The 25,658-nt window shown below is 44.5% G+C and carries 24 protein-coding genes; 14 read left to right on the top strand and 10 right to left on the bottom strand.

Going from position 1 to position 25,658, the window contains the following annotated elements:
- Window positions 1-42 precede the first annotated feature (42 nt).
- The 3 genes from ACR64G_RS09875 to nadR form a co-directional block, all read right to left on the bottom strand.
- The gene (locus tag ACR64G_RS09875; protein WP_435979127.1) at window positions 43-498 is read right to left on the bottom strand and encodes a DUF962 domain-containing protein; all 456 of its coding nucleotides are present in this window, start codon (window positions 496-498) and stop codon (window positions 43-45) included.
- Window positions 499-673: 175 nt separating this feature from the next.
- Window positions 674-1,423 (bottom strand): nicotinamide riboside transporter PnuC, encoded by a 750-nt coding sequence (pnuC, locus tag ACR64G_RS09870; RefSeq protein WP_435979126.1) that lies wholly within the window; start codon window positions 1,421-1,423, stop codon window positions 674-676.
- 87 nt (window positions 1,424-1,510) lie between these two features.
- The gene (gene nadR / locus ACR64G_RS09865; protein WP_435979125.1) at window positions 1,511-2,569 is read right to left on the bottom strand and encodes a multifunctional transcriptional regulator/nicotinamide-nucleotide adenylyltransferase/ribosylnicotinamide kinase NadR; all 1,059 of its coding nucleotides are present in this window, start codon (window positions 2,567-2,569) and stop codon (window positions 1,511-1,513) included.
- 400 nt (window positions 2,570-2,969) lie between these two features.
- On the opposite strand from nadR, the gene ACR64G_RS09860 reads away from it, so the two are divergent.
- The 5 genes from ACR64G_RS09860 to ACR64G_RS09840 all read left to right on the top strand — a co-directional run bounded on the left by ACR64G_RS09860 (window position 2,970) and on the right by ACR64G_RS09840 (window position 7,509).
- Window positions 2,970-3,182, top strand: coding sequence for a PspC domain-containing protein (locus ACR64G_RS09860; RefSeq protein WP_435979124.1), 213 nt, complete (start codon window positions 2,970-2,972; stop codon window positions 3,180-3,182).
- A 296-nt stretch (window positions 3,183-3,478) separates the two neighbouring features.
- Window positions 3,479-4,453: a glycine--tRNA ligase subunit alpha gene (gene glyQ, locus ACR64G_RS09855; RefSeq protein ID WP_435979123.1), complete on the top strand. Its 975-nt coding sequence runs from the start codon at window positions 3,479-3,481 to the stop codon at window positions 4,451-4,453.
- Between the two features lie 19 nt (window positions 4,454-4,472).
- Entirely contained in the window at window positions 4,473-4,868 is a 396-nt protein-coding gene (locus tag ACR64G_RS09850) for a GFA family protein (protein WP_435979122.1), read from the top strand.
- 41 nt (window positions 4,869-4,909) lie between these two features.
- Window positions 4,910-7,003 carry a glycine--tRNA ligase subunit beta gene (gene glyS / locus ACR64G_RS09845; RefSeq protein WP_435979121.1) on the top strand — a complete coding sequence of 698 codons (2,094 nt, stop codon included), beginning with the start codon at window positions 4,910-4,912 and terminating at the stop codon, window positions 7,001-7,003.
- Window positions 7,004-7,185: 182 nt separating this feature from the next.
- Window positions 7,186-7,509: a hypothetical protein gene (locus tag ACR64G_RS09840; RefSeq protein ID WP_435979120.1), complete on the top strand. Its 324-nt coding sequence runs from the start codon at window positions 7,186-7,188 to the stop codon at window positions 7,507-7,509.
- A gap of 21 nt (window positions 7,510-7,530) precedes the next feature.
- Here ACR64G_RS09840 and ACR64G_RS09835 read toward each other — a convergent pair whose 3' ends face one another.
- Both ACR64G_RS09835 and ACR64G_RS09830 read right to left on the bottom strand, forming a co-directional pair.
- A complete protein-coding gene (locus tag ACR64G_RS09835; protein ID WP_435979119.1) occupies window positions 7,531-8,028 on the bottom strand; it encodes a cell division protein ZapA in 498 nt (165 codons plus the stop codon).
- Between the two features lie 92 nt (window positions 8,029-8,120).
- On the bottom strand, window positions 8,121-8,561 hold the full coding sequence (locus ACR64G_RS09830) for a hypothetical protein (RefSeq protein ID WP_435979118.1): 441 nt from the start codon (window positions 8,559-8,561) through the stop codon (window positions 8,121-8,123).
- A gap of 201 nt (window positions 8,562-8,762) precedes the next feature.
- Here ACR64G_RS09830 and ACR64G_RS09825 point away from each other — a divergent pair, with 201 nt between their 5' ends.
- From ACR64G_RS09825 to ACR64G_RS09815, 3 genes are all read left to right on the top strand, one after another.
- Window positions 8,763-9,416, top strand: a complete 654-nt coding sequence (locus tag ACR64G_RS09825) for a UPF0149 family protein (protein WP_435979117.1) — start codon at window positions 8,763-8,765, stop codon at window positions 9,414-9,416.
- A gap of 81 nt (window positions 9,417-9,497) precedes the next feature.
- Entirely contained in the window at window positions 9,498-10,715 is a 1,218-nt protein-coding gene (gene argE / locus ACR64G_RS09820) for an acetylornithine deacetylase (protein ID WP_435979116.1), read from the top strand.
- Window positions 10,716-10,821: 106 nt separating this feature from the next.
- Complete coding sequence (locus ACR64G_RS09815) at window positions 10,822-11,496, top strand: LysE family translocator (RefSeq protein WP_435979115.1); 675 nt, start codon at window positions 10,822-10,824, stop codon at window positions 11,494-11,496.
- Between the two features lie 96 nt (window positions 11,497-11,592).
- Here ACR64G_RS09815 and miaB read toward each other — a convergent pair whose 3' ends face one another.
- On the bottom strand, window positions 11,593-13,068 hold the full coding sequence (gene miaB, locus ACR64G_RS09810; protein WP_435979114.1) for a tRNA (N6-isopentenyl adenosine(37)-C2)-methylthiotransferase MiaB: 1,476 nt from the start codon (window positions 13,066-13,068) through the stop codon (window positions 11,593-11,595).
- A gap of 360 nt (window positions 13,069-13,428) precedes the next feature.
- On the opposite strand from miaB, the gene ACR64G_RS09805 reads away from it, so the two are divergent.
- From ACR64G_RS09805 to ACR64G_RS09790, 4 genes are all read left to right on the top strand, one after another.
- On the top strand, window positions 13,429-15,549 hold the full coding sequence (locus ACR64G_RS09805; protein ID WP_435979113.1) for a transglycosylase SLT domain-containing protein: 2,121 nt from the start codon (window positions 13,429-13,431) through the stop codon (window positions 15,547-15,549).
- Between the two features lie 303 nt (window positions 15,550-15,852).
- Window positions 15,853-16,632, top strand: a complete 780-nt coding sequence (locus ACR64G_RS09800) for a ribonuclease T2 (protein WP_435979112.1) — start codon at window positions 15,853-15,855, stop codon at window positions 16,630-16,632.
- Window positions 16,633-16,784: 152 nt separating this feature from the next.
- Window positions 16,785-17,768, top strand: coding sequence for a malate dehydrogenase (locus tag ACR64G_RS09795; RefSeq protein WP_435979111.1), 984 nt, complete (start codon window positions 16,785-16,787; stop codon window positions 17,766-17,768).
- A gap of 277 nt (window positions 17,769-18,045) precedes the next feature.
- A complete protein-coding gene (locus ACR64G_RS09790) occupies window positions 18,046-18,285 on the top strand; it encodes a DUF2789 family protein (protein ID WP_435979110.1) in 240 nt (79 codons plus the stop codon).
- A gap of 77 nt (window positions 18,286-18,362) precedes the next feature.
- Here the strand turns inward: ACR64G_RS09790 and ribF are convergent, their stop codons facing one another.
- Entirely contained in the window at window positions 18,363-19,406 is a 1,044-nt protein-coding gene (ribF, locus tag ACR64G_RS09785; RefSeq protein WP_435979109.1) for a riboflavin biosynthesis protein RibF, read from the bottom strand.
- Between the two features lie 152 nt (window positions 19,407-19,558).
- On the opposite strand from ribF, the gene ACR64G_RS09780 reads away from it, so the two are divergent.
- On the top strand, window positions 19,559-20,179 hold the full coding sequence (locus ACR64G_RS09780) for an N-acetyltransferase family protein (RefSeq protein ID WP_435979108.1): 621 nt from the start codon (window positions 19,559-19,561) through the stop codon (window positions 20,177-20,179).
- 7 nt (window positions 20,180-20,186) lie between these two features.
- On the opposite strand, the gene ACR64G_RS09775 is transcribed toward ACR64G_RS09780, so the two are convergent.
- The 3 genes from ACR64G_RS09775 to ampD form a co-directional block, all read right to left on the bottom strand.
- Window positions 20,187-20,831, bottom strand: a complete 645-nt coding sequence (locus ACR64G_RS09775; protein WP_435979107.1) for a hypothetical protein — start codon at window positions 20,829-20,831, stop codon at window positions 20,187-20,189.
- Window positions 20,832-20,968: 137 nt separating this feature from the next.
- The gene (gene murJ, locus ACR64G_RS09770) at window positions 20,969-22,519 is read right to left on the bottom strand and encodes a murein biosynthesis integral membrane protein MurJ (RefSeq protein WP_435979106.1); all 1,551 of its coding nucleotides are present in this window, start codon (window positions 22,517-22,519) and stop codon (window positions 20,969-20,971) included.
- A 150-nt stretch (window positions 22,520-22,669) separates the two neighbouring features.
- Complete coding sequence (ampD, locus tag ACR64G_RS09765; RefSeq protein WP_435979105.1) at window positions 22,670-23,257, bottom strand: 1,6-anhydro-N-acetylmuramyl-L-alanine amidase AmpD; 588 nt, start codon at window positions 23,255-23,257, stop codon at window positions 22,670-22,672.
- 220 nt (window positions 23,258-23,477) lie between these two features.
- Between ampD and ACR64G_RS09760 the strand changes: the two genes are divergently transcribed.
- The gene (locus ACR64G_RS09760) at window positions 23,478-25,652 is read left to right on the top strand and encodes an Lnb N-terminal periplasmic domain-containing protein (RefSeq protein ID WP_435979104.1); all 2,175 of its coding nucleotides are present in this window, start codon (window positions 23,478-23,480) and stop codon (window positions 25,650-25,652) included.
- The last annotated feature ends 6 nt before the right edge of the window (window positions 25,653-25,658 follow it).

Genomic DNA, 25,658 nt, shown 5'->3' with positions numbered 1-25,658 from the left:
TATTAAGTTGTGAGGCCTTTTTTTTGTCTAAAATTCGTAATACTAAGCTGTCTGCTTGTTTTTGCCGCCCATCAAACTGCTCGCAACCCAAGCTGGACCGATCAATAAGAACTTTAAGTCTTCAAAAAACGATGGCTTTTGACCCTCGATCTTGTGCCCGATGAACTGTCCAATCCATGCAATGACAAATACAGACGCCCAGGCTTTGAAGCCCATTGGTAGCGTTGCCATAACACTCAAACAAATTAGGATAAAAATACCCATTGCTAAAAAGAGCGGCGTTGAGAGCTGCATATAAAACAGTAGAACCAAAGCACTCAGTACCAAAGTAATCCAGACAGATAGTGACATCCCCATACCTAAGATACTGACAAAGATAGTGGGTACGGCCATCCAATGGATTTTTTTGTTGACAAGGTTTTGGTGACTGACCGCATACTCAGAGAGCCATTGCTCAAGCGTGCGTTTTGACATCCGTTGTTGCGAAGTACGAGACATGCTAACCTCCATGTTAGTAAGTGATGGTTTATAAATAATCATTATTAAGTAACAGGGTACAAAATACATGAACGGATACAACCCGTTGTAGCATTATTTGCCTTATCGCGCCATCTTATCTAACAACCCTACGGTCATAAGCTCCAGTATAAGTATCGATCAATGACGCTTTAAGCTAGATAGGCACGTCTACCGAATCGCGCTCGCTACGATACCACTCATAAAGCCCAACGAACGAATTGACTTGATAAACCATCGTTTGAATAGCAAAGATATAATTGCCTGACATCAAATTCACAGTCAACCAGACGAAGTTAGAGATGATCCAAAGCCACCAGTTAAAGGAGTAGCGCAAAATCATCGCCGTCTGTGCGGTAATAGACAAGATAAAAGCAATCACGTTAATCCAAAAGAACGAGATGAACCCTAAAAACAGACTACTATCTTCTTCAACGACCCCATAGCCGTAGCTGGCAAGCAGGTCATTGATAGTTGGAAACAACGCCAAACCAACTACCATAAAAGTGATAGTGATCAGCCACACCCACTTGTTTGCTGATTTGGGTATCATATTGCCATCAGCGTCCGTGTTCTTTGACCAGTAAAATAAGCCGTATAAATGGGTGAAAAAGTTGAATAGGGGTGCGAGCATTAAACCCACTGAGCCTGCCGTTCCTTGCACGATAACCTCACCAGCGGTCGCTCCCATACCAAACCCATTGCCCAATATATTTTTGCGAAAGGATAAAGACACGACGCAGATCAGACCAATGAATGATACGCCCAGATAAAACATATCTAGGCCAGTATGATCGGTAGTGAGCCAAAACCCTGCAGATAACGCAATTACGCCGAAAATGAACCAAGTGACGATCCATTGCATCGACCATTTACCCGTAATGTTATCTAAAAGCTGAATGCGCATAATGGTGCTGTCCTAAAAGTTATGGATAATATAAGGGCTTGAGAATACTAGAGCGTGAAATTATAAGGTACGCTATTTTTATTTAGTTTAAGCTGTTTTGTTATAGATATGCTTATCAATAAACATAATGGCTCGTTTATAACGCGCATCGTAATCAAGCTCGTCGATCAAATGCGGCTCTATGTTATGCCGCGCAAATATATCTAAGAGCCGCTGCTCAAAGCGCCCCCGTGCGTCAGGATCACCCAGCGTGCGCATACCGTCATCGACCCAAGGCACATTGTTATCGAGCATAATCGTATAATCTAAACGTAGCTCCTCAATACAAGCGGATACAAAAGGATGCGTGCGTCCCTCGTACTCTTCACAAAACGCCTGCGTCGTCACAAAGTCAGTATCAACGATAGTAATCGGCGCGCGCGCTTGTGCCTTTGCTGCGCGTATGGCTTGCGCATGGTTAAGGACGATCGGCGTATAGTCGCTGTATTGCAAACCAAGCTCACGCCCGCCTAAATCGGTACCGATATATATGCGTCCCATCTCCAGCACAAAGGCGGCGCCATAATAGTTGGCCAGCTTATGTACCAAAGTCGTCTTGCCAGAGCTCTCACCGCCAACGATAGCGACGGTCTTGGTATAATCGCCGCGCGCCTCTGGATGAATCGCTGACCAGTGTGCTACAGGATCACAAGCGATAGCATAAGAGTCATACTCAGATTGCAATGGCGTTGTTACAACATCCATTATTAGCTGTTCTCTTACATCAGGTTGCGATAGTGGATGATTCTGGGCGACGAAAAGCGGCGAATCACTAGGTAAAGCTAAATCATCAATCAAACGCTGCAACTTGGCATTGCTACTGTCTATATCTATAGCGATATCACTTGAGTGCTTATATAAGTGCTCGTGCATTGGCAGGGCAATCTCGTCCGTGACATGCAACTCTATAAAAGGCAGGTCTGCACAAGCCATCTGTAGCCAACGCGCTTTGTCTTGTAAGCTAATAGCGAAGTCTGGATGCGGTGAAGGGTGCTTGGTGATGACTATGTGTAAGGTTTCGGCTTGACCTGCTACGTCTAATATACTGCGCATTTGTCCTAAATGTAGCGGTTCAAAGTGACCTATCATAAGACCGGCATCGTGCATAAAAACCCTTATAAACCAATCACTTTTGATGAGGTTCTATCGATAATGTAGCAGAATTATATAGCATTGAAGCTCAAGGAGGTAATCAGATTGTGGAGATAGCAGTATAGTTCAGGTAATAATTGAGCAACAAATAGCCTTTGAAACATTTTGAAATATCTATTTAAAATCAGGGGGTTACTGACCTCAATGATAGGTTGTAGCAACCTTAATTAGCACAACATGCACAAAGCATACTTACACTATCAACAGACATTATGGAGATACTTGCTATAATTATTCATAAGTTGAAAGCACTGACAAATATTAGAATAAAAATTGAGTCAGTATTGTATTGTTAGTTCACAATAAATAGAAAGAGCTCAACTTAAAATTATAAAATATCAGAGAGGTATTGGATTTGGCTAAGTTAGTAAAATTACATCGTTCTACCAATAATCGTATGCTTGCTGGTGTGATGGGCGGTATTGCAGAGTATCTTGGATGGTCGCCTACGTGGATACGTGTACTTTTTGTTTTAGTGTCAACCTTGAGTGCTGCGGTTCCTGGTATTTTGATCTACGTGATTCTTTGGATTGTTATGCCAAAAGCGAGTAGTCACTCTTATCAATAAATTATGTATTAATAGCAATAAGTAGTAATAACAAGAATTACAATGTATAAAAAAATAAAATCCTGACTGAACAGGGTGACTGATATACTTTTCCTCCTGCCCAGATGTTTATTCATCTGGGTATTTTTTTGCTTTAATTTTACGGTATCTAGTAGAGCTAATGCTCCTTATAAATATAGTTGACGTAAATATGGATAAAATAGTCAATTTTTAGTAAGGTGAGCAAGATATGGCTTGTCAGCAAAACCGCTGCGCAAGTTTTTATCATTTAAAAACCCTCATTCATAGTGATTATTATGACCAGTCAAGATATGACCCAAGACCAAAATACGCAACCGATGACTTTTCAAGATCTGATTTTAACGCTCCAAAGCTTTTGGGCGTCAAAAGGCTGCGTTATTTTGCAGCCTTACGATATGGAAATGGGCGCAGGCACTTTTCATACGGCGACGTTTTTGCGATCCTTAGGTCCTGAGCGCTGGAACGCCGCTTATGTTCAGCCCTCACGTCGCCCAACTGATGGTCGTTATGGCGACAACCCTAACCGCTTGCAGCATTATTACCAGTTTCAGGTGGTGCTAAAGCCTAATCCGCCTAATATTCAAGAGCTATATCTGGATTCTTTGCGTGCTATTGGTATCGATCCGCTCGTGCATGATGTGCGTTTTGTTGAAGATAATTGGGAGTCGCCTACGCTTGGCGCATGGGGACTTGGCTGGGAGATTTGGCTCAACGGTATGGAGGTCACGCAGTTTACCTACTTCCAGCAAGTGGGCGGTATCGAGTGCTTCCCCGTCACAGGTGAGATCACTTACGGTCTTGAGCGTTTGGCCATGTATGTGCAGGGCGTCGATAGCGTCTATGATTTGGTTTGGGCAGATGGTGAGTTTGGACGCGTCACGTATGGTGATGTCTTTCATCAAAATGAGGTGGAGCAGTCGACTTATAATTTTGAACACGCTGATGTACCTATGATGGGTCAGATGTTTGACTTTTATGAGCAGCAAGCGGACAAACTAGTTAATGTGGGTTTACCATTGCCAGCCTACGAGATGGTGCTAAAAGCCTCGCATGCCTTTAACCTACTCGATGCTCGCGGCGCGATATCGGTCACTGAGCGTCAGCGTTTCATATTGCGCGTGCGTACGCTGGCACGCAGAGTCGCTTTTGGCTATGTCGAAGCACGCGCTAAATTAGGTTTTCCACTCGCAGATGAGGTACATCGCCAAGCGGCGCTTGATAAGTATCTACCAAAATCTGAGAGTGAGTAGCAAGCCAATGGAGCAAATTATGAGTCATGCAGGCAGCTGTCTTTGCGGCGGTATCCAGTATCAAATCAATGGCGACATAGCCGATGTCTTAAACTGTCATTGCTCAATGTGCCGAAAATTGCATAGTAGTGCGTTTCGAACTCGGGGCGTGGTGCTGACGAAAGATTGGCAGACGACTCAAGGTCAAAAGCTGCTAACGTTTTATGAATCCTCTGCAGGCGAGCACAAAGGATTTTGCGGTGTTTGTGGCTCGCAGATTTATACCAAATTTGATGCCAAGCCTGATGTATTAGGATTTCCACTAGGAACTTTGGATACTGATCCACAAGTCACCCCTAGACGTCATATCTTTGTTGCTAGCAAAGCGCCTTGGTATCACATTACTGATGATTTGCCGCAGATAGCCGAATATTAAGCTTTTGTATTAATTAAAAATTTATAAAAATAGAGTCCATTATGAGTACTATTTTATTTGAATTGGGGTGTGAAGAGCTACCACCAAAAAGCCTAAAACCGCTTCGTGATGCATTAGAGAACAGTGTTGTAGAGCAGTTGAATGAAGCAGATATTACTTTTGATAGTATCAAAGCCTTTGCCGCGCCGCGCCGTTTGGCGATTCAAATTGAAGGTATTAGTGATAAGCAGCCTAATCGCAGTGAGCAAAAGCGCGGTCCTGCGATTAAAGCGGCGTTTGATGCCGATGGTAATCCGACGCGCGCTGCAATGGGTTTTGCCAAGGGTTTGGGCATTGACGCCAGTGAGCTTGTGACTATTAAGACCGATAAAGGCGATTACGTTGGTTTTGAGCAAACAATAGAGGGTCAAGCGACCACTGAGCTACTACCTAGCATTTTTCAAACTGCGCTTGATAATCTACCAATTGCCAAACGTATGCGTTCAGGTGCGAGCCGCGATGAATTTGTCCGTCCGGTACAGTGGGTAGTATTGATGCAGGATGACACAGTGATTGACGCCACAATTCAGGGTCATGACACGGGTACGCAAACTCGTGGTCATCGCTTTCACAGTCCTGATTATCACAAGATTACTCACGCCAATGACTATGAAGCGCTATTAAAAAACCTCAACGTCATTGCAGATTTTGATCAGCGTCAAATGCTCATCAAAAACCAAGTCAAGGCGCTAGCGGATGAAGTCAATGCCAATCCTATCATCCCGCAAAGTCTGTTAGATGAGGTCACGGCGCTCGTTGATTTCCCAATTGCACTACGCGCCAGCTTTGAGCCGCGCTTTTTGCAAGTGCCGCAAGAGGCGCTGATCTCAACTATGCAAGCGGATCAAAAGTATTTTTGTCTGACGGACAAGGCGGGAAAATTACAACCTTACTTTATTTTTATTACTAACATTGAGTCAAAAGATCCCAAGCAAATTATAGAAGGTAATGAGAAGGTCGTACGCCCACGTTTAGCGGATGCCGAATTCTTCTTTTTACAAGACCAAAAGCAACCACTGTTTGCACTAACTGACAGTCTAAAAACGCGAGTGTTTCAAGATCAGCTGGGGACGATTTGGCAGAAGTCTGAACGTGTTGCAAAGCTCGCCGCTTTCATTGCAGCGTTAATACAAGAGCAGGGACAGACGATTGATATTGACGAAACCGTGCGTGCTGCAATCTTGTCCAAAGCGGACTTAGCCAGCTCATTGGTCGGAGAATATCCTGAGCTGCAAGGGATTGCTGGAACTTACTATGCGCGTTTGAATGGCGAGTCAGAAGCAGTAGCGGCTAGTATTGAGGAGCAATATTTACCTAAATTTAGTGGTGATGTCCTGCCGCAGACACCGATTGGTATTTGTCTGGCACTAGCAGACCGTTTAGATACTCTAGTCGGTATCTTTGCTATTGATCAAGCGCCGACAGGTTCCAAAGATCCGTTTAGCTTACGTCGTTCAGCCATTGGTATTTTGCGTATATTAATCGAGAAGCAATTACCGATTAATCTCGTTGCACTAGTCGAGCAAGCGATTAAAGGGTATAGCGATGATAGCGGTAGTAAAATTGCCAAAATGGGCGATACTTTTACGCAGGTCATGACCTTTTTAAATTCGCGCTATCGGGCGATGTATACGGAACAAGGCGTTAGCGTCGATACCATTCAAGCGGTGCAAGCGATCAATCCGCATATGCCACTTGATTTTGATCAACGTATCCGTGCGGTGCAAGCGTTTAGTGAGCTGCCGCAAGCGAGTATGCTCTCAGAGTCGAACAAACGCGTGGCTAATATTTTAGCCAAGTCTGAAGGCGACGTTGTGAATAGTATTAATAAGACGCTGATAAATGAGGGTGCCGAACAAGACTTATATCAAGCCATACAGCACGCTCAAGATGATGTCGCACCCCTGCTAAAAACAGCCGACTACACACCAGTGTTGCAGACGCTTGCTCGCTTAGATGAGCCGCTTACCCAGTTTTTTGATACTGTGATGGTGAATAGCGAAGATGCGGCACTAAAAGCCAATCGCTTAGCGCTACTCAAGCAAGTGCGTGCGCTGTTTTTGACTGTGGCTGATATCAGTGAGTTGCAACTTTGAGAGTGGCGCAAACTGCAAGTTTAGAGAAAGTCATGAGTTTAAGATAACAGGTTGCAATTAATAAAAAACTGGCTTTGTGAGCCAGTTTTTTATTAACAGTATAACGACGGTGCTATAGCGATTATTTACGTAGAATTTACACTATTAATTATAGGTAGGTTACTAATCTAAGGAGCTTTGCTGTGTTTGCTGCGGTTGTCATTTTTATTATCATTTGGGTCAGTATGTGGGCATTTTATAAGTTCATGTACCCGCGCGCGCCTAGAAGCATGATGCCACAAGAAGGCGATGTCACAACGCCGCGTGTTTGCAACTTTTGTAGCCATAGTTTGGCCGAATATCGCGGCGTTGTTGAAACTATGCCGTTATCTTCTACAGAGAATGAAACTCTCCAAACTAATAGTTCTGCTATGACTACAAACCCTACTTTAAACCAAACCAATGAGCTGTTCTTTTGCAATTACGAGCATCAAGCAGACTTTCATGCTGGCAAAACTTATCGTTAACACCCTCAGTGGTTGGATAATTTATAAAATAGACCGTGCGTCTTTTATGATTTTATCTAACAGACCTTGTGTCTTTTCATGCTCATTACGACGTGCTTCATTATCTTTATTATTGCCGTTTATTTTTTCATATAAGTTCAAGCAACACAGTACTAATAAGTTCTCTTGGCTCAGATTGGGCGCCTCTGCTCTAAGCTCTAGCGCATAAGTATTGATATAAGATACCGCTGAGCGCAGCTCTTCCTCTTCGTGTACTGGGCAATAGATAGGATATTTGCCGCTAGCGATAGTAATCTCTACTTTCTTCATTTGTGGCTCTTTTGCGACAGCAGCTTTTGTCTGCACAGGCTTAGAGGATTGCGAAGAATCAGATATATCGTTCGCCGACACACGGCGTTCTACTACTGATTTATTAATAGCCGCTTCTTGCGTTTGAGCTTCGTTTTTTGGACTGTTTTGAGCAGTTTGCGGTTCATGATCAGTCTTAGTGTTTGATACATCAGATTGGTTGTCAGTCATAATAAGTCCTACAAAGTATAAGAATAATGGGGTAAACGATCTATTTAAAAAATATGCAAATGACAGCTATAACCGATAGCCATATGAGTTTATCAGCTGTCTGTTTGATCGATACGAGTCAATCGTTTTAAGACCACTTGCGTACGCTCAGCGGCAAGTTGATTCTTTTCTTGCAAGTCGCTATTTTGCTTTTGTAGCTTATCATTTTGCTGCTGTAGCTCGTCGTTACTTTGTTTAAGCGCGTTGTTCTGTTGCTCTACAGTGCTTATTTGAGTCTGCAATTTGTCTTGCTCTTCACCAATCATATGATGTGCTTCTGCTAGACTTTGATAACGCTTATCAAAATCAACGACTTGTTTTTTGGCGTTATCACGCTCTTTATCACTGTTATCGAGCTTGATTTTGAGCGCTGATAGTTCTTTTGGATCAGCAGTTGGCTGCTGTTTGAGACGGGTGAGCTCATGACTGACTGTTTGATACTGTTTTTTGATATCAAGTACCGTTTTTTCTAATGTTTTGAGTTGGTCATACATAGTCAGTGTTTATCCTTAAGTGGCGTCTACAAATGAATTTGAGTAGTTAGAGTCAATACTATGTTTAATAATGCCATAGGTGACCGCATAATATCTATATCAACAAAGTAATTGCACGCATTACTGTACAACACAACATGATGACAAAACGTGCTATTGGTTATCACAACCCATAGCTCATTTTAATAATTAGGATCGTTTATGAATGATAATATCTCTGGTTGGAATACTTGGCTGAGCGCATTTGAGGATTGGAATGATGTGTCTATTAGTGAAGTACATGGTTTTATGACAGGACTGATGACGGCCTGTCATGCTCCCGATGAGCAGGTCTGGGCAAAGGTATTTGAGGAGCTGAGTTTTGCGCCTCTACCAGAGCCGGCCTTGACACTGCTAACAGAAGAGAGCGAAGACATAGTATTTCAGCTCAAGGACAAAGACGATGCTTATTCTTATACGCCACTGGTGCCAGATGATGAACATGACTTGTACGAGCGCGTGATAGCACTGAAACAGTGGGCTAATGGGTTTATGACGGGCTTTGGGATCACTGACTGTCAAATCAGCGCTGATGAAAACGAGATGCTAGCAGATCTTGCCAAGATTGGGGCCATTCGCCTAGATGAAGAGGAGGACTTTGAAGGCGGTGAAGAGTCTTATTTACATATCTATGAGTTCGCGCGTATGGTGCCAGTCAGTTTTGCCACACGTAAGCGTAAGGCTGTCAAAGACATCGCTCTCATCTCTGGACTCGCTATTAATGCCAAAACCACAAAGGAGCGTCAGGCTGAGAGTAAGCTATCAAAACCTATGCCGCCTGTCATCGATATCATGAATCAACATAACCCATCATAGATCCATATGATAGCCCTACAACAGCGCTCCGTTAAACACGCCCTAATGCTTGCTAATTTTCTATTGTGATAAGGATGTCTTATGACTGTAACCCATGATCATACCACTGTTTCTAGTTATCCAGCACTTAGTCTTGATTGGCTCAGCCGTCTGATTGGTTTTGATACCGTCAGCCGTCACTCAAACTTGGCGCTTATCACAGACGTCCAAGGCTACTGTGCTCAGCTAGGACTAAACGTCGATTTGACCTTTAATGAGAGGCAAAACAAAGCCAATCTGTTCGTTACCGTCCCAGCAGGGGAGCAAGCTGATGTTGTAGATGGCGGCTTGGTACTCTCAGGTCATACTGATGTCGTGCCTGTTGACGGTCAGGACTGGGTGTCCGATCCGTTCACTGCGACAATTCGTGGCGATAAGCTATATGGGCGCGGGGCTTGTGATATGAAAGGCTTTATCGCTTGTGCATTGACGCTGCTGCCACAAGCGGTAAAGCGCTCTAAAGCAGGTCGGCTTAAACGTCCGCTACATCTGGCGTTGTCATTTGATGAAGAGGTAGGTTGCCTAGGTGCGCCGCTTATATTGGCAGATCTAAAGGCGCGCGGTATTCAGCCTGAGTACTGTATCGTTGGGGAACCAACCAAGATGACTATGGTGGTGGCACATAAAGGCATCGCTGTCTATCGCTGCCGTGTGCACGGCAAGTCAGCACACTCATCACTAACTAGCCAAGGCGTTAATGCCATTAGCTATGCTAGTCGTCTGGTCGGTTATGTCGATGAGTTAGCTCACAAGATTAGTGGTCGTGACGACAACGACCACTTATTTGATGTCCCGTTCTCAACCCTGTCAGTGGGTACGATAGAGGGCGGTACGGCGACCAATATCGTTCCCAACCTCTGCGAGTTCACTTTTGATTATCGTAACCTACCGCACATGACCCAAGAGGACGTTATTGCGCCTATCAGAAAAAAGATAGCCCAGATAAGTGCGCAAATGCAGGCGAGGTCTCCTGAGACGAGTATCGAGCTGACGCAAGAAGAGAGCGTTCCTGCAATGACCGATAGCGACAATGGTGAGCTACAAGCTTTAGTAGCCGCACTCACAGGTGATGACAAGTCGCATAAAGTCGCTTATGCAACTGAAGGTGGGCAGTTTACCAATGCGGGCATTCCGACTATTATCTGTGGTCCAGGTAGTATTGAGCAAGCACACAAAGCCGATGAGTTTGTAGCGCTGAGTGAGATTGAGCGTTGTGATGCATTTTTGCAAAAGTTACTAGAGAGTTGCACGGTTAGCTAATACGCTAACGTCTTGAATAAATATAAAATGCACCGTCTTATTGACGGTGTTTTCTTTTTATATACAAATATTGAATCAGTGTTCCAGTTTAAAGTAAGGGCTGCTAATGTCTTGGCATCTATTCACAGTATTCTTTATCACTACCTTTTTTATATCCGCAACCCCAGGCCCCAACATGCTACTGGCGTTTCAGTACGGTCTAAATTATGGCGTCAAACGTACGTTATGGACGCTAGCAGGGTTGAGTCTTGGCTTGTTCATTTTACTACTCTCAACCTTGCTCGGGCTTGATGTTATTAGCCGTCAGTCGCCTTGGCTACTCGATATTATCAAAGTCATTGGTGCGCTCTACCTGATCTATCTAGGAGTGGTCTCATGGCGTGATACAGGCGATAGTAGTGGATTGATAGAAGATGCAGAGGAGATGAGCGCTGACATAGCAAGTGCTCAAGAGACTATCACAGCGACTATCAGCAATTGGCACTTGTTTCGCACAGGCATATGGGTATCCCTATCCAATCCCAAAGCTATTCTTTTCTTTGCAGCCTTTTTTCCAAAGTTTATCAATTTTGCTGCGCCGTTATGGTCGCAATACGCACTATTGACGTTAGGCTTCTTTTTGAGTGAATCTATATGGCAGCTGATATATACATTAGGGGGCAAAAAACTAGCAGGCTGGCTCGATGTTGGTAATCGTTTGACTTGGCTCAACCGTACTTGCGGAGTTATATTTATTCTGATTGCTATAGCTTTATTGGTTGAAGTAGCTAGTACTTTTTAGGCATGAATAAGGCTCAGAAATAGACAGCTTTTATTAAAAAAAGCCGTCCACTACCAAGTAGCGAACGGCTTTTTTTGATTCAACTCTGATAAAGTATTAAGCCAACACCTCAACTAACTCACCCTTAACCATATGCGGGCTGACAAAATCAGTCACGCGTACGCTAACGATTTTGCCAAGTAGCTCATCCATCTCATCGACATCATATTTGAACATCACCGTACGAGTATTATCTGCCGTACCGATTAGACAATCAGGGTGACGGTTGGCAACTTGCTCGACCAATACGCGAGTCGTCGTACCGACCATCTCGTGAGACTTGGCTAGGGTTGAGTCAATAATGACCTTTTGAAATTCGGCCAAGCGCTCTTTTTTGGTGGTGAAGCTGACATCATCAGGTAATTCTGCCGCGGGCGTACCGGGACGTTTAGAGTAAATAAAGCTGTATGAATGATCAAAGTTTAGCGCTTTAGCTAGATTAAGCGTATCTTGAAAGTCCTGATCGCTCTCGCCCGGAAAACCAATGATAAAATCACTCGATAGATGAATATCAGGGCGAACGGCTTTGAGTTTATTGATCTGATTGATATAGACATCAATCGTATGATTACGCTTCATCGCAGCGAGTATCGCATTTGAACCGCTTTGAACGGGCAAGTGCAAGTGCGAGACCAGCTCTGGCAATTGCGCGTAAGCATCGATGATGTCATCGGTGAACTCCAGCGGATGGCTAGTAGTATAGCGAATACGCTCAACGCCATCGACATGCGAGACATAATGCAAGAGCTCCGCGAAACGGCAAATACTGCCATCGTCTTTTTCGCCGCGATAGCCGTTGACGTTTTGACCTAATAGATTAATTTCACGTACGCCTTGCTCAGCTAAGCTATCGATTTCTGCCAAAACATCATCGAGTGGACGCGATAGCTCCTCACCGCGTGTGTAGGGCACGACGCAAAATGAGCAATACTTAGAGCAGCCCTCCATGATAGAGACAAAGGCTTTGTAGCCATCAACTTTTGGCTCCGGTAAAAAGTCAAATTTCTCGATACTGGGAAAGGAGATATCGATAGTACCAATGCGATTTTTGGGTGCGATATCACGCTGCTCGTTGGATTGATCATAGAGCTCTGGCAGACGATGCAAGGTTTGCGGACCAAATACCATATCGACATAAGGCGCGCGCTTTTGGATATTATCGCCTTCTTGTGAAGCCACACAGCCACCGACACCGATGACCAGATCTGGACGTTTTTCTTTGAGTTTACGCCAGCGGCCCAATTCTGAGAATACTTTTTCTTGCGCTTTTTCACGGATAGAGCAGGTATTCATGAGGAGCACATCAGCCTCATCGATGTTGTGAGTGACCTCCATACCGTGTGAGTCGCCGAGCACATCGAGCATCTTGTCAGAATCATAGACATTCATCTGACAACCTTGGGTTGCGATAAATACCTTTTTGCTAACGACCTTATTGACAGGGGACTGCGCTGAACTTGCCTCGTTGAGCGTAGGCGCGCTATTAGCAATAGCGGCGTCATCTATACGGGGGTTAAATACGGTAACACTCATAAGCATAAGTCCATGATTGAGCAAAATATAGCGAGGCGGCTAAATTATAATAGCCTACCCAGACAATAGGTGGCGTATTTTATCACAACCCTTTATTAAAGTGAAAAGTATGCTGGTGTTTAAGATAATCGTTATCATTATTTATTTATAGTAGTATCAATTGCTTAGCACTAACAGTGACAATATAACTGTGAATGTCCGTCTATTATCACAGCCGTGTTACGCGCCGCTATCCTATTTATTAATAAAAGGTAAAGGCTATGGTTGAAAGTACTTTGATTATAGTATGATGAACGCCTTAACGTTAGTGAAACGCCATCGCATCCAAGCATCTGTACCGATACCATATAGAGAGTCAGTATGATAAAGCCAAACCGTACCCGTCTTATTCAAAAAAACAACTATACTCTTTTGCCTATGGTATCCAGACGCTTGGGAGCAAGACCACTGCGATTAAGCGTACTGAGTTTGGCGACCGCAATGAGTGCGCTTGGCTTATCACAAGTGGCCTGTGCTGAGCTGACTTGGGGCGATGGGGACAGTATGCAACAGAGCAGCAACTATCAAACTGATAGTAGCATTAATGACTTTAATGCAGCGGCTCAAGCGGAGAATCGCGGTGATACCAGTGCGCTGTACGGTTATGAGCAGTCGATGAGCGGCGGCATATTTGCCATGTATCCCACCTATTGGCGCATGAATCTTGACCTAAATTCACAAAGTTCAGCAGCGATATCGCAGTTTGTTCGTCAGTATCCCAATACGGTTATGGCAGAAAAACTGGTCGCTGACTTTGCTGAGACCAAAGCGGGCTCTAATGATTATGCGTCAGTACGACAAGTGGCAAATCTTATTACCAATGCAGATAGCTCTGAGCGCTGCGCGGTTGCCCTTGGATTCAATAACGGCGGTGACACGATGCGCGCCATGGCAGCGAAGTCTGATGTCTGGCTCACCACCAAAAAGCAGCCTGCACTATGTGATCAGCTGGCGATGGAGATGAACAACAATGCACTCATTAGTACTCAAGATCGCGTGTCTCGTCTAAAGCGTATGCTACGCGTTGGTAAAACGGGCGATATTATGGCGCTGTCATCGCGTCTTGGTACGCCTATTCCTTACTCTTCATTGAGTGAGATTCAGCTTAATCCATCCGCTTTTTTTGGTCGTTTTGGTCGTGAGTCTACCAGCCAAACCAACCAGTATCTCTACCTGTATGCTCTAGGGCGTCTGGCTGATAAGTCTTACCGCGAAGCTGCCATACAGCTAGAGTTCGATCTCAAGCAAGACAGTCAGCGCGCCTCAAAACTGCTAAACGATGATACGCGCCGCTATGCTTATCGCATCATCGGTGTCAAACGTATGAACCATAATACTGATGATGGGTTCAATAGTGAAGCGGTAGACTGGTTCCGTAATAGTTTGGATGACGATTTTAATTTTGAAGAAGCTGAGGATTATGCGATGGCAGCCATTCGTTTTAGTCGCTGGGACGATGTCATTGCAGCCATCTCGCGCATGGATAGTGAGACACAAAAGTCGGAGCAGTGGCAGTATTGGCTGGCACGCGCTTATGAGCAATCAAGTGACGCAGGTCAACGTGGTCTTGCCAAACAGATGTACCAAAAACTTGCTAGTAGTCACGAATATTACGGTCTAATGGCAAAGGACAAAGTCGGTCAACGCTTTGATACTACGCGCCTAGGAGGTAGTAACTTACCTACTGTTAGTAATAGCGACCGCGCGCGCGTCATGCAGGATGCTAACTTTGCCCGTGCGTTTGCACTCTACAATGCAGATGCAAGCCGTGCTTATGCCAATCGTGAGTGGAACTGGGCGGTCAAACAAGCCCGTGACAACCGTGATGACACTCTAATTGTCGCAGCAGCGCGCCAAGCACACGATATGGGCTGGCTTGATCGCGCCATTTACGCAGCAGACAATACTCAACAAATTAATAGCTTTGCTTTGTCTCATCCAATGCCGCATCAAAGCGCTGTTGTACGCTATAGCCAAGAGGCTCGTATCGACCCTGCATGGGCTTACGGCATCATGCGCCAAGAGAGTCGTTTTGTGACCTCAGCGCGCTCAAACGTGGGCGCTAGTGGTCTTATGCAGGTTATGCCTGATACCGCAAAATATATCGCGCGTAATCTAGGTGAAACCTATAGCGCAAGCCGCGCCAACAGCGGCGACACCAATATTCGCTATGGTACTTGGTACATGGGTGATATCTTAGGCAAGCTCAACTATCAACCAGTACTCGCAACCGCAGGCTATAACGCTGGCCCTAATAATGCCAAACGCTGGCAGCCTGTCTACGGGTCACTTGAAGCTGATCAGTACGTCGAATCGATTGCTTTTCCTGAAACTCGTAACTACGTCAAGCACGTCATGGAAAATGCGACTATATATAGCAGCCTACTCGGTCGCGCTCAGCCTATTACTCAGCGTATGGGTACGGTGCCAGCGGCGTTCTAAACTGTTGTTGCAGATGCTTACACCATAAGATACACATCATAAAAGAGACCTTGGATACTTTATTAAAGGTCTTTTTTATCCAAATACTTTGTACTAATTAATACGTCAGATCCACTTATCACTATGATAACTCATAGGTTCCTTGCCCCGTTGTTTTTAGCTTAATAATTGATGGCAGCTACTGCTTACGTTCGTAATACACACTAAAAAAAGTGTTTTGCTACCATTGATTTGGTTGCCGTCTGTATTCTCTTTATTAGCATCCAGATTTATAATGATTGCCTAACAAATACTCTATTAATTATGATAAAAAAACCGTTTAAGTCATTGATAGCATCGAGCAGATATCAGACATTTGCCTTGACGCACGCGCATCCCAAACTTACGACAACACCGCACCCAAATCTAATCGCTGACACCATAAAGCCATATCACTATTCTTATCATCGTATGCGTCATATCGCGATTGGTGCGCTTGGCTTTTTGGTAGTACAAGGTGTTCTATCTATGCCCGTTCAGGCGGCGAGTGTGACGAAGTCAGGTCAGCGCGTACTTATGATTGAGATGACACCAGCACTATGTGATTTGCAGCCGACACGGGCTCGCATGCGCCAGTGTTTGGAGGGTTACTCGTTAACTGTCTCGGGTTTAAATTTAGGCTATGGTGCCAGCTGTGGTAGCGTAAGTGAGCCACGATTGACGCCACTACAACTAAAGGTCGTCAACCGTATTATGCCTGATACGACAGTACGCAATCAGACATGGCAGCATTATGGTGCTTGCGGACCGATCAGCGCTAACAACTATTTTCGCCTTATCACTAACTATGCCGGCAACCTCAAACTACCAAGTGAGTTGACGACAGGTAATAGCTATACCGTCTCAAAATCACGTTTTTTGAGGCAAATGACTCGCCTAAACAGTGGTATGCGTGCTTCAAACATAGATCTGATCTGTCAAGCAGGTCGCCGCCAATCTGTTCTGACGGATATTCACGTATGTTATGACGGTAGTGATTTTGGCAAATGTAGCACTCCTATCAATAGCTGCGGTAGCAATTTTATAATCTCTGGTGGTAATTAGCTCGACGCTGAGCGTAAGTATAAAATGTAACAATATAATTATAAACGACCGTTCTATCTGACCTAGACGTCTTATTGAGCGAGATGCTACACTAGCGCACAGTTTGAAAGGTTCAGTATGACCATATTTGACAATCACTAAGGAAATATTCTATGAAACAACCTATACGCGTTGCCGTCACTGGTGCAGCTGGTAATATCAGCTATGCTATGCTATTTCGTATTGCATCAGGTGAGATGCTAGGTAAAGATCAACCTGTTATCTTGCAATTACTCGAAATTACTCCAGCACTTGACGCCCTAAAAGGTGTTGTCATGGAACTAGAAGATTGCGCTTTTCCATTGTTGGCGGATATTGTTCAAACTGACGATGCTACGGTTGCATTCAAAGACATCGATTATGCTTTGTTAGTAGGCGCCCGTCCTCGTGGCCCAGGTATGGAGCGTAAAGACTTACTAGAAGCCAATGCGGCTATTTTCTCAGCTCAAGGCAAAGCGCTTAACGATGTTGCTAGCCGTGATGTCAAAGTATTGGTCGTCGGTAACCCTGCAAATACTAATGCGGTTATCGCTCAGCGTAACGCACCAGATCTGGATCCGCGTAACTTTACTGCAATGACCCGTTTGGATCATAATCGTGCTATGGCACAATTAGCTGAACAGACGGACAGTACCGTCAATGACATCAAAAAGATGATCATTTGGGGTAACCATTCCTCTACTCAGTATCCGGATGTAACGGCTTGTACTGTAAACGGTAAGCCTGCACTTGATCTAGTCGATCGTGACTGGTACGAAGGCACTTACATTCCAAACGTACAGCAGCGCGGTGCAGCTATTATTAAAGCTCGCGGTGCATCCTCTGCAGCGTCTGCAGCTAACGCCGCTATCGCACATATGCGCACTTGGGCGATGGGTACAGATGAGAACGATTGGGTCTCTATGGGCGTCTATTCAAACGGCGAGTATGGCATTGCTAAGGGCCTGATTTACTCTTTTCCTTGTACTTGTACGGGCGGCGACTGGTCTATCGTAGAAGGCGTTGATGTGTCATCAGATTTCTCGAAAGAGAAGATGGCGGCAACTGAGCAAGAGCTTAGCGAAGAGCGTGATGCGGTATCACATCTACTGCCATAAACTGCGCTAGTAGCTTGCAATAAAAACCCCGCTTATTCGTAAGCGGGGTTTTTTTGCTAGAGCGTCTTACTAAAACGTAGCGTGTAACTCTGAAGGCTAACAAATTCAAAGACTAGCAAATTTAAAGATTAACAAAAAGACAGTTTTAACAAAACACTTAACGAGCCCTTACAGTTTTTTGTCAAAGGCTTGCTACAATAAAGCTGTACATGAATAGACCTTAATATAGCAATTAGGGCTAATATAAAAAATTAAGTCCTCTAAAAGGAGAGAGCAGATGTTAGGCGAACCAGATTATACTATGAATGATTTATTTGCACAGTTGGGTTTAGAGAGCTCAGATGAAGCGATTGATATATTCGTTGAAAACAATCAATTGGCAAAAGAAGAAGAGCTCATTAGTGCTAACGTTTGGACTGATTCACAGCGCGCATTTTTGCAAGAAGAATGGAAAAAAGACGCTGCATGGGTTGAGGTTATCGATGATCTAAATGTACGTATGCATCCAGATGCTTAGTTTCAAGAATAAACGTATATAATCAAAAAACCCACTTCAAATATGTCGTGGGTTTTTTTAGCGCTGCATTTCGATTACTACTGATTTTGTCGCCAATTTAATAAGTCTACGACATCTTGATGAATGCCTGCTCTGAGCGCCTCTATACCGTCGTAGTTTTTTTCACCATGTAAAAAATGCAAAAATCGTACTTGCAGCGTCTTACCATATAGATCAGCTTGAAACTTTGGAAAATGAACCTCTAAGCGCCAATTATCACCTTTATCAACAGACGGTCTAGTACCGACATTGGCCGTACCAAACAGGCTATGAGCGCGTAATCCTCCAACGCCTGTCTGGGCATCAGTTGCAAGCGCTGTTAGGCCATCAGGAATAACTTCGCCAGTCTCATCTAGACAAACCACATCGACAGCCAAAATACCGTGCAAGGCAGGCTTGAGGCGCGACAGCTCTATATTGGCCGTCGGAAAATTCATAGTACGACCAATCTGATCGCCGCCTACTACGTCACCTGTAATCGTATACTCTCGGCCCAGTAGTTGATTCGCTGAAGCGATATCGCCCGCTAGTAGTAGCTCACGGATACGCGTCGAGCTAATGCGCTGACTAGTGCTAGTCATATCGGCATTATCAGCGATAGTGTGCAAATTGGTCACCGGTAGCCCATAATCACGCAAGAACTGACTATCACCCGTGCGATCATGCCCAAAGCGAGAGTCATCACCCAATACTAAAGCTTTTACATTAAGATGTTTAGTCAATAGGTCGGCAAAAGCGGTAGCAGACAAAGCACGAAAGTCGCTATCGAAGTTGGCAACGATTAAAGTATCGACCCCATATTGGGCAAGCAATACTTGTTTTTCAGCTAGAGTAGTCAAGCGGGCAGGCGCTGTTGCTGGTGCAAAAAACTCACGCGGCTGTGGCTCAAATATCATGACCGCAGCGCTTAGATTTTGTTCATTAGCCAATGCGCTAACTTGGGCAAGCATCGCTTGATGACCTAAGTGCACACCATCGAAGTTACCAATGCTTAGCACACAGGCGTTAAGCTTGGTGGAGATAACACTGTCACCAGCCACATATGGTGGCGCAATCAGTTGCTCAAGGAAGTAGGTATTCATAAGAGTTTATGGTATCGCAGCTAATATAAGACTAATGAGATAAAAACACCGCGCAAATAGCGACTGATATGTTCAAAACTTGTCATTATAAAGTAAAATGAGCGTCCTCACACTCAAAACCAGATGCCCCAACATATTTTATGAGAACGACTATGGATGAACACGGTAATAAAAAGGCTCTGCTTGATAATGAATTTACAGTAGAACGTGCGAGTAGGTCTGATCTGACGGCTATCTTAGCGATCTATAATCAAAGTATTGCAGGCAAACAAGCGACTGCTAATTTAACTCCGGTAACTACCGAAGAGCGCGCTACTTGGTTTGATGAGCATCTCCAGAACCGAACACGGCCTATTTATGTGGTAAAAGCTTTAGTTGAACGTAACGGTTTGAGCGCTACAAACAGTGAGCAAGTAGAAAATCATGATATAGAGACAGCGCAGATTGTCGCTTGGGGTAGCTTTAGTGATTTGTACGCGCGTATCGCTTATCATATCAGCAGTGAGATGAGCATTTATTTGCACAAAGATTATCATAAAAAAGGCCTAGGCAGTGAGCTGGCCCGTTGGATGCTCACGCAAGCGCCAAGCCTAGGCATTACGAATGTCATCGCCCTTATCTTTGCTCACAATCAGCCAAGTTTAGGGCTGTTTTATAAGCTTGGATTTGAGCAGTGGGGATATATGCCAAAGGTGTGTGATATGGATGGGTTCATCGCTGATGTAGTGATGCTAGGACTAGCTATCAAACCTAATAGTAATAGCGAGCTTTGAGATAAATTTAACCCAGTATCTTCCATTGACCCTTTACTTTTTTGAGCCTATAAGTGAGCGGCGCAGGCTCGCTTTGACCCCTTAGCATTAGCTCGCCTTCGATAGTGGCTATAGTTTTGTCGTCATTGTACTGAGTATCCGTAATGGTGACGCTCTCTACGGTTTGCTGAAAAGCACTTTGGGTATTGGCAAGCTCTTGTTCAAAGTTTGCCATATCGACTTGATAGTAGCCGACCGCATCTTCAATATCACCGTAATACAAGGTATTCAGCGCTTGCTTCACAGTATCCTCTGGACTATTGGGTTCAGTCGTATTGGTCACTAGACTTGGCTGATCGGCTAAAGGCGGTGCTGGAGTAGCGCTTGGACTTGGCATGCTGGTTTGGTTGCTAGCCGTATCCTTATCAGCTAGCCCACCATCTTCTAAAATTTCCGCATCAGTAGTAATGGTTTCATCTATGGAGCCATTGGTATCATCGACTATCACAGGAACATCATCAGCGTCTATTGCTATCTCATTAGAATCACTACTGCTACAACCATTTAATAAAAAAACCATACCTAATAAACCGGTAGTACACAGTAGTGGCAATCGCGGCAATAATGACGCTTTGGCAGTCATATGCAATTTCACTGTTATATTTGGCTTCATGGTACACCTCAAGTTTTTATTCAATAAGTCATTAATTATGGCAACTATCATTGTGATTAGCAGTCAGTGATTGATTTAACCTTGTGCTTATTTGGTAAAGTTACTGTTTAACAAATCATAATCTAAAGCAACCATAACTAGCCATGTTTGAGCTGACGAGGGCGAAAGCCAGTCGCTAGCAGTACGATCGCATAAACCAAGGCACCGACCACGCACATGATAAGCAGGGCAACGAGTCGCTGCCACTGCGCCGAATCTGTTGGGAAGTAGGGTAGCATGATGTAGAGGACGGCAATCATAGCCGCAGTGGACACGATAAACTGTGCAAAGAGCTTTTTCCAATGGCTATCAAAGCGAAAAATATCACGCTTATGTAAGAAGTAATAGAGCAATCCTGCGTTGACAAAAGCCGCCCCTGTCGTTGCTAGCGCTAAACCACCATGTAGTGGAATCTCTAACAGATAAAAAATACCAATAAAAATCGCACTAAATATCATATTGGCAAAGACAGAAACGATGCCGATGCGAACTGGAGTTTTGATATCTTGACGGGCAAAAAATGCTGGAGCAAATATCTTGATCAGCATAAATCCCAAAATACCGCCTGCCATACTACGTAGAGCAAGTCCGCTCATCTGTGAATCGCGTAAGGTAAATTCACCACGCAAAAACAGCGCCTGCATAAGCACATCAGAGAGAATGAACAAGGCAGCAGCGGCAGGTAGACCGACGACAATGATAAGCCTAGCAGCCCAATCGATCGTCTTTTTAAAGGTCACATCATCTTTTTGCGCCTCACTTTTAGATAGACTTGGCAAGATAACCGTACCAATCGCTACGCCAATGAGACCTAGTGGTAACTCGCTCATGCGTTCAGCGGCGTACAGCCAAGAGACCGAACCGCCAATCATCAATGAGGCAAAAATAGTATTGAGTAATAAATTGATCTGGGTGACAGAGACACCAAAAATAGCAGGAAGCATAAGTTTCAATATTCGCTTAACGCCTTCGTGTTTGAAGTCAACTTTGGGTGCGACCAATAACTTTTGTTGCCATAGCTGCGGTAATTGAAGCAAAAACTGTAATAAGCCTGCGATGGCGACCGCGTAACCGAGTGCCATAATCGGCGTATCAAACATCGGCGCAAAGATAAGCGCGGCAGCTATCATACACAAGTTCAATAACACGGGCGCAAAGGCAGGAGCGGCAAAGCGGCCATAGCTCTGCAAAATGCCGCTAGCAAAGGCCGTCATTGATATAAATAATAGATAGGGAAAGGTTAGGCGTAATAGCTCAGCGGTGATCGCAAATTTATTGGGCTGATCGGCAAACCCGGGAGCAAATAAAGTGACGACCCACGGCGCCATCAAAATGACGACTACCGTTAGCATAGATAAAATCAACAATAACGCGCCAGAGGTACGACTGACCAAAATCTGTACTTGCTGAAGACTGTATTTTTCTTTGTACTCGGATAATACAGGAACAAACGCTTGGCTAAAGGCGCCTTCAGCGAATAGACGACGCAAAAAGTTCGGTATCTTAAAGGCGACCAAAAAGGCATCCATCAGACCGCCTGCGCCAAAGACTCCTAAGAGTACAATATCACGCACCAAACCCAAGATACGCGATAACATGGTCATGCTACTGACCACCATGGTTGAACGAAACAAGCGACTTTTTGCCATGAGGATTATTCTGCCCAGTTGCTATTATCAAAACTAACTATCAAAAAACGACATATCGAAAAACGGAATGCCAAAAAACTGACGGATTATAGCACTTATGTCACGCAGATAAATGAATTGCTTGTGGAATGTAGAGTGTCGTTTATTGACTTATCGTTTGCTGTTTTGATTAATGGTCTCACGTAAGCGCACCCAGTCAAAATACTCACCCGGATCAGTCTTACGACCCGGTGCGATATCGCTATGCCCTGTTAAGTGACGGCGCGTTTTGGGATAAGCGTGATAAATGGCGGCGATAATATCGGCAAGGACAGTATATTGCTCATCGGTAAAGGCCTGAAAATCTGAGCCTTCAAGCTCAATACCGATGCTATAATCATTGCATTCAGGTCGTCCCAAATAGCTTGATTTGCCCGCATGCCACGCGCGTTTATCAAAACTGACAAACTGAGTGACCGCGCCATTTCGTTCGATAAGCAGGTGCGCGGATACCTCTGCGCCCTCAATGGTTTTGAAATAAGAATGTGCGTTCCAGTCGAGTTGATTGGTGAACAAGGCTTTGACATAGTGTAAGCCGTTGCTATCAAGACCACCAAAATCATCAGGCGGCAGGCTGATATTATGGATGACAATAGTATCAATACTCATACCTTTAGGACGTTCATTAAAATTAGGTGAGGCAAGCCAAGTGGCTGAGGATAGGCGACCAGCTTCGATATTTATGACAGATGCGGACATGGTACTCTCAATTATTTAGCGAATAAACAAGCTAGGATAAACAGCACCTCCAAACTTGGTATATCATATACACTATCGGGATAAAAACTCAAACTCTAGTACGATTCTAAGATAAACCTTTAGCTAACGGACTTGTAGTTGTCATGAACTTATAGTCTCAATGCTATATAACCCTAAATCGCCTGTTAGCTCAGACAATAAAAAAGCGAGATGCCACCTGATGTCCCAGTATTCAACGATAGATTCAAATCGTATCGCTATAAATACTAAGTCTAAAGACTTAAGCCTGCGTACGCGTTTGTCTTGCGCTATCGTAGGGCTGCTATTTTGTATACCAGCACAAGCTTTTTTGCCAACGCCAGTATCGTTAGTGACGACAGGTGAGTTAGCTCCTGATGTAGCCCTCAATGAATCTCTTAAACCGCAAACCGCAGTGCTAAATTTGACGGCTAATACGACTCTCGATGCTGGTACCATAATCAAGCAAGAGGTTCAAAGCGTATTGAACAATGAGGCCGAATTACTATTAGCCACTTTGCGTAAGCAAGTACAGTCAGATAAACTGGCAGAGCATATAACATGGCGACGGTTGTTATATTTTTTAGATGATAAACAATCATTATTTAATAAGAGCACACCGAAAAGCTTAATTGATCAGCTAGATTTCTTTTTGAGTGTTAACGGACAACAAGACGCTAGTGCCGAGCTTGACGCGATGCTTGTAGCCATTGCTACCCAAATGGTCGCATCTCAAAACGCAATGTCTAAAGAGACGACAGCTCAAAGCCTATCTAGTATCTCATCTAGTACGTCGGCAGTTTGCCGTTTTCCTGCACGCACGCAGTGGCTTACAGATAGTCTAGGCATCGACGGTACGCGCTTGCAAGCGGATTGCCCAGAGCTTGCCTCTTGGATGAAAATGCTAGACCCTGAGCAGTTATCTATCATGTTCGCTGAGGAATATCTAGACAATCCGATCTCCGCTTTTGGTCATACTTTACTGCGTATTGACTCGCCAGCAAGCGCGGCAGATCGCAGTCAAATCCATCATGCTTATGCGCTTAATGATACTGTCGATGGCGATCCTGACGACGCTTTTGCCATCTATGCTATTAGGTCAGCTACTGGCGGCTATAATAATAGAATTGAGATTGACCCTTATCCAAAGAAACTAGCACAATATCTCAAGGACGATGAGCGCGATGCATGGACGTATCAGTTAGATTTGACTCCAGCAGAGGTACAGCAGATTATATTGCACGTTTGGGAGACCAAAGATCTAGATATTCCCTATTATTTTTCTACCGATAACTGTGCCTCTGAGATTCTGCGTCTAGTCGATGTCGTACGTCCTGAGCAAAATCTGCTCAGCCAACTGCCCTATGTAGTTATTCCCTCTGATGTGGTGCAACTGTTAAATGATAACAGCCTATTAGCAGATGCCCGTTTTACGCCATCAGATAGTACTATGCGTCAAAGCGAGCTGAATAAAGCAAAAGCGGCGGCTAAACTTGGCTATCAGGCGTTGAGCAAAGAGGATACTCTTGCTATCAAATTAGCTGAGCGTAATCCGATATCGAGCATATCGGCTGATGGCAAAACAATTATAGATTACGGTATCACTGCCTCAAATAATAACCCTATTGATCGACATCCCTTTCAAATGGGGCAGATAGGTATCGGTCAGCGCGGTGACAACAGCTATATCGATGTAGGCGTGCGCGCAGGCTTTCATGACATGCTAGATCGCACCTTGGGATTCTCGCAGTTTTTTAATTTAGAGTCGTTAGCAGCGACAGTGCGCTTTTATGATACTAACGACAATAATGAAAACGACCCTGATAGCATAGTACTAGAAAACTTTACGGTGCTGCGCGGACGCTCTTTTAATCCAGTCAATAGCGCTGAGAGAGGCAAAACGTGGGGCGTCAACATTGAGGCCACCCGCGTTGACGATGGATCACAAGTAGAGGGTCGCGATCATTTGGTAGGTAGCGTCGGCTATGAGACAGGTTGGTCGTGGACATTTGGGTCACCAAGATCCGGGACTGGTGAGATGCCGCCGCAACTGTGTTATACCTTATTATCGGGCACAGCTCAGGCAGGACGAGGCATTAATAATGGCTTTCGGGTAGGCGCCGGCATAAACGCAGGCTGTCATTATCAGATTAACAATCAGTTACGTGCGCAGGCACAATTGCAACTGCCATATTGGTATCATGGCGACAGCCAAGAGTCCGATGTAACAGGCCACTATTGGCAGCCGATAACAACTTTGGGTTTGCAATACGATATCGATCGCACACAAGCATTGCGACTTGACGCCAGTTATGACTGGCAAGACCGCGTCGATGCCAATGACGATATCAAACTGGCATACAGACGCTATTTTTAGAGATTG

Origin of the sequence: Psychrobacter sp. DM4, from assembly GCF_051307035.1 — a bacterium.
Lineage (GTDB): Bacteria > Pseudomonadota > Gammaproteobacteria > Pseudomonadales > Moraxellaceae > Psychrobacter.
This window is presented reverse-complemented; position numbering and strand designations above follow the sequence as displayed.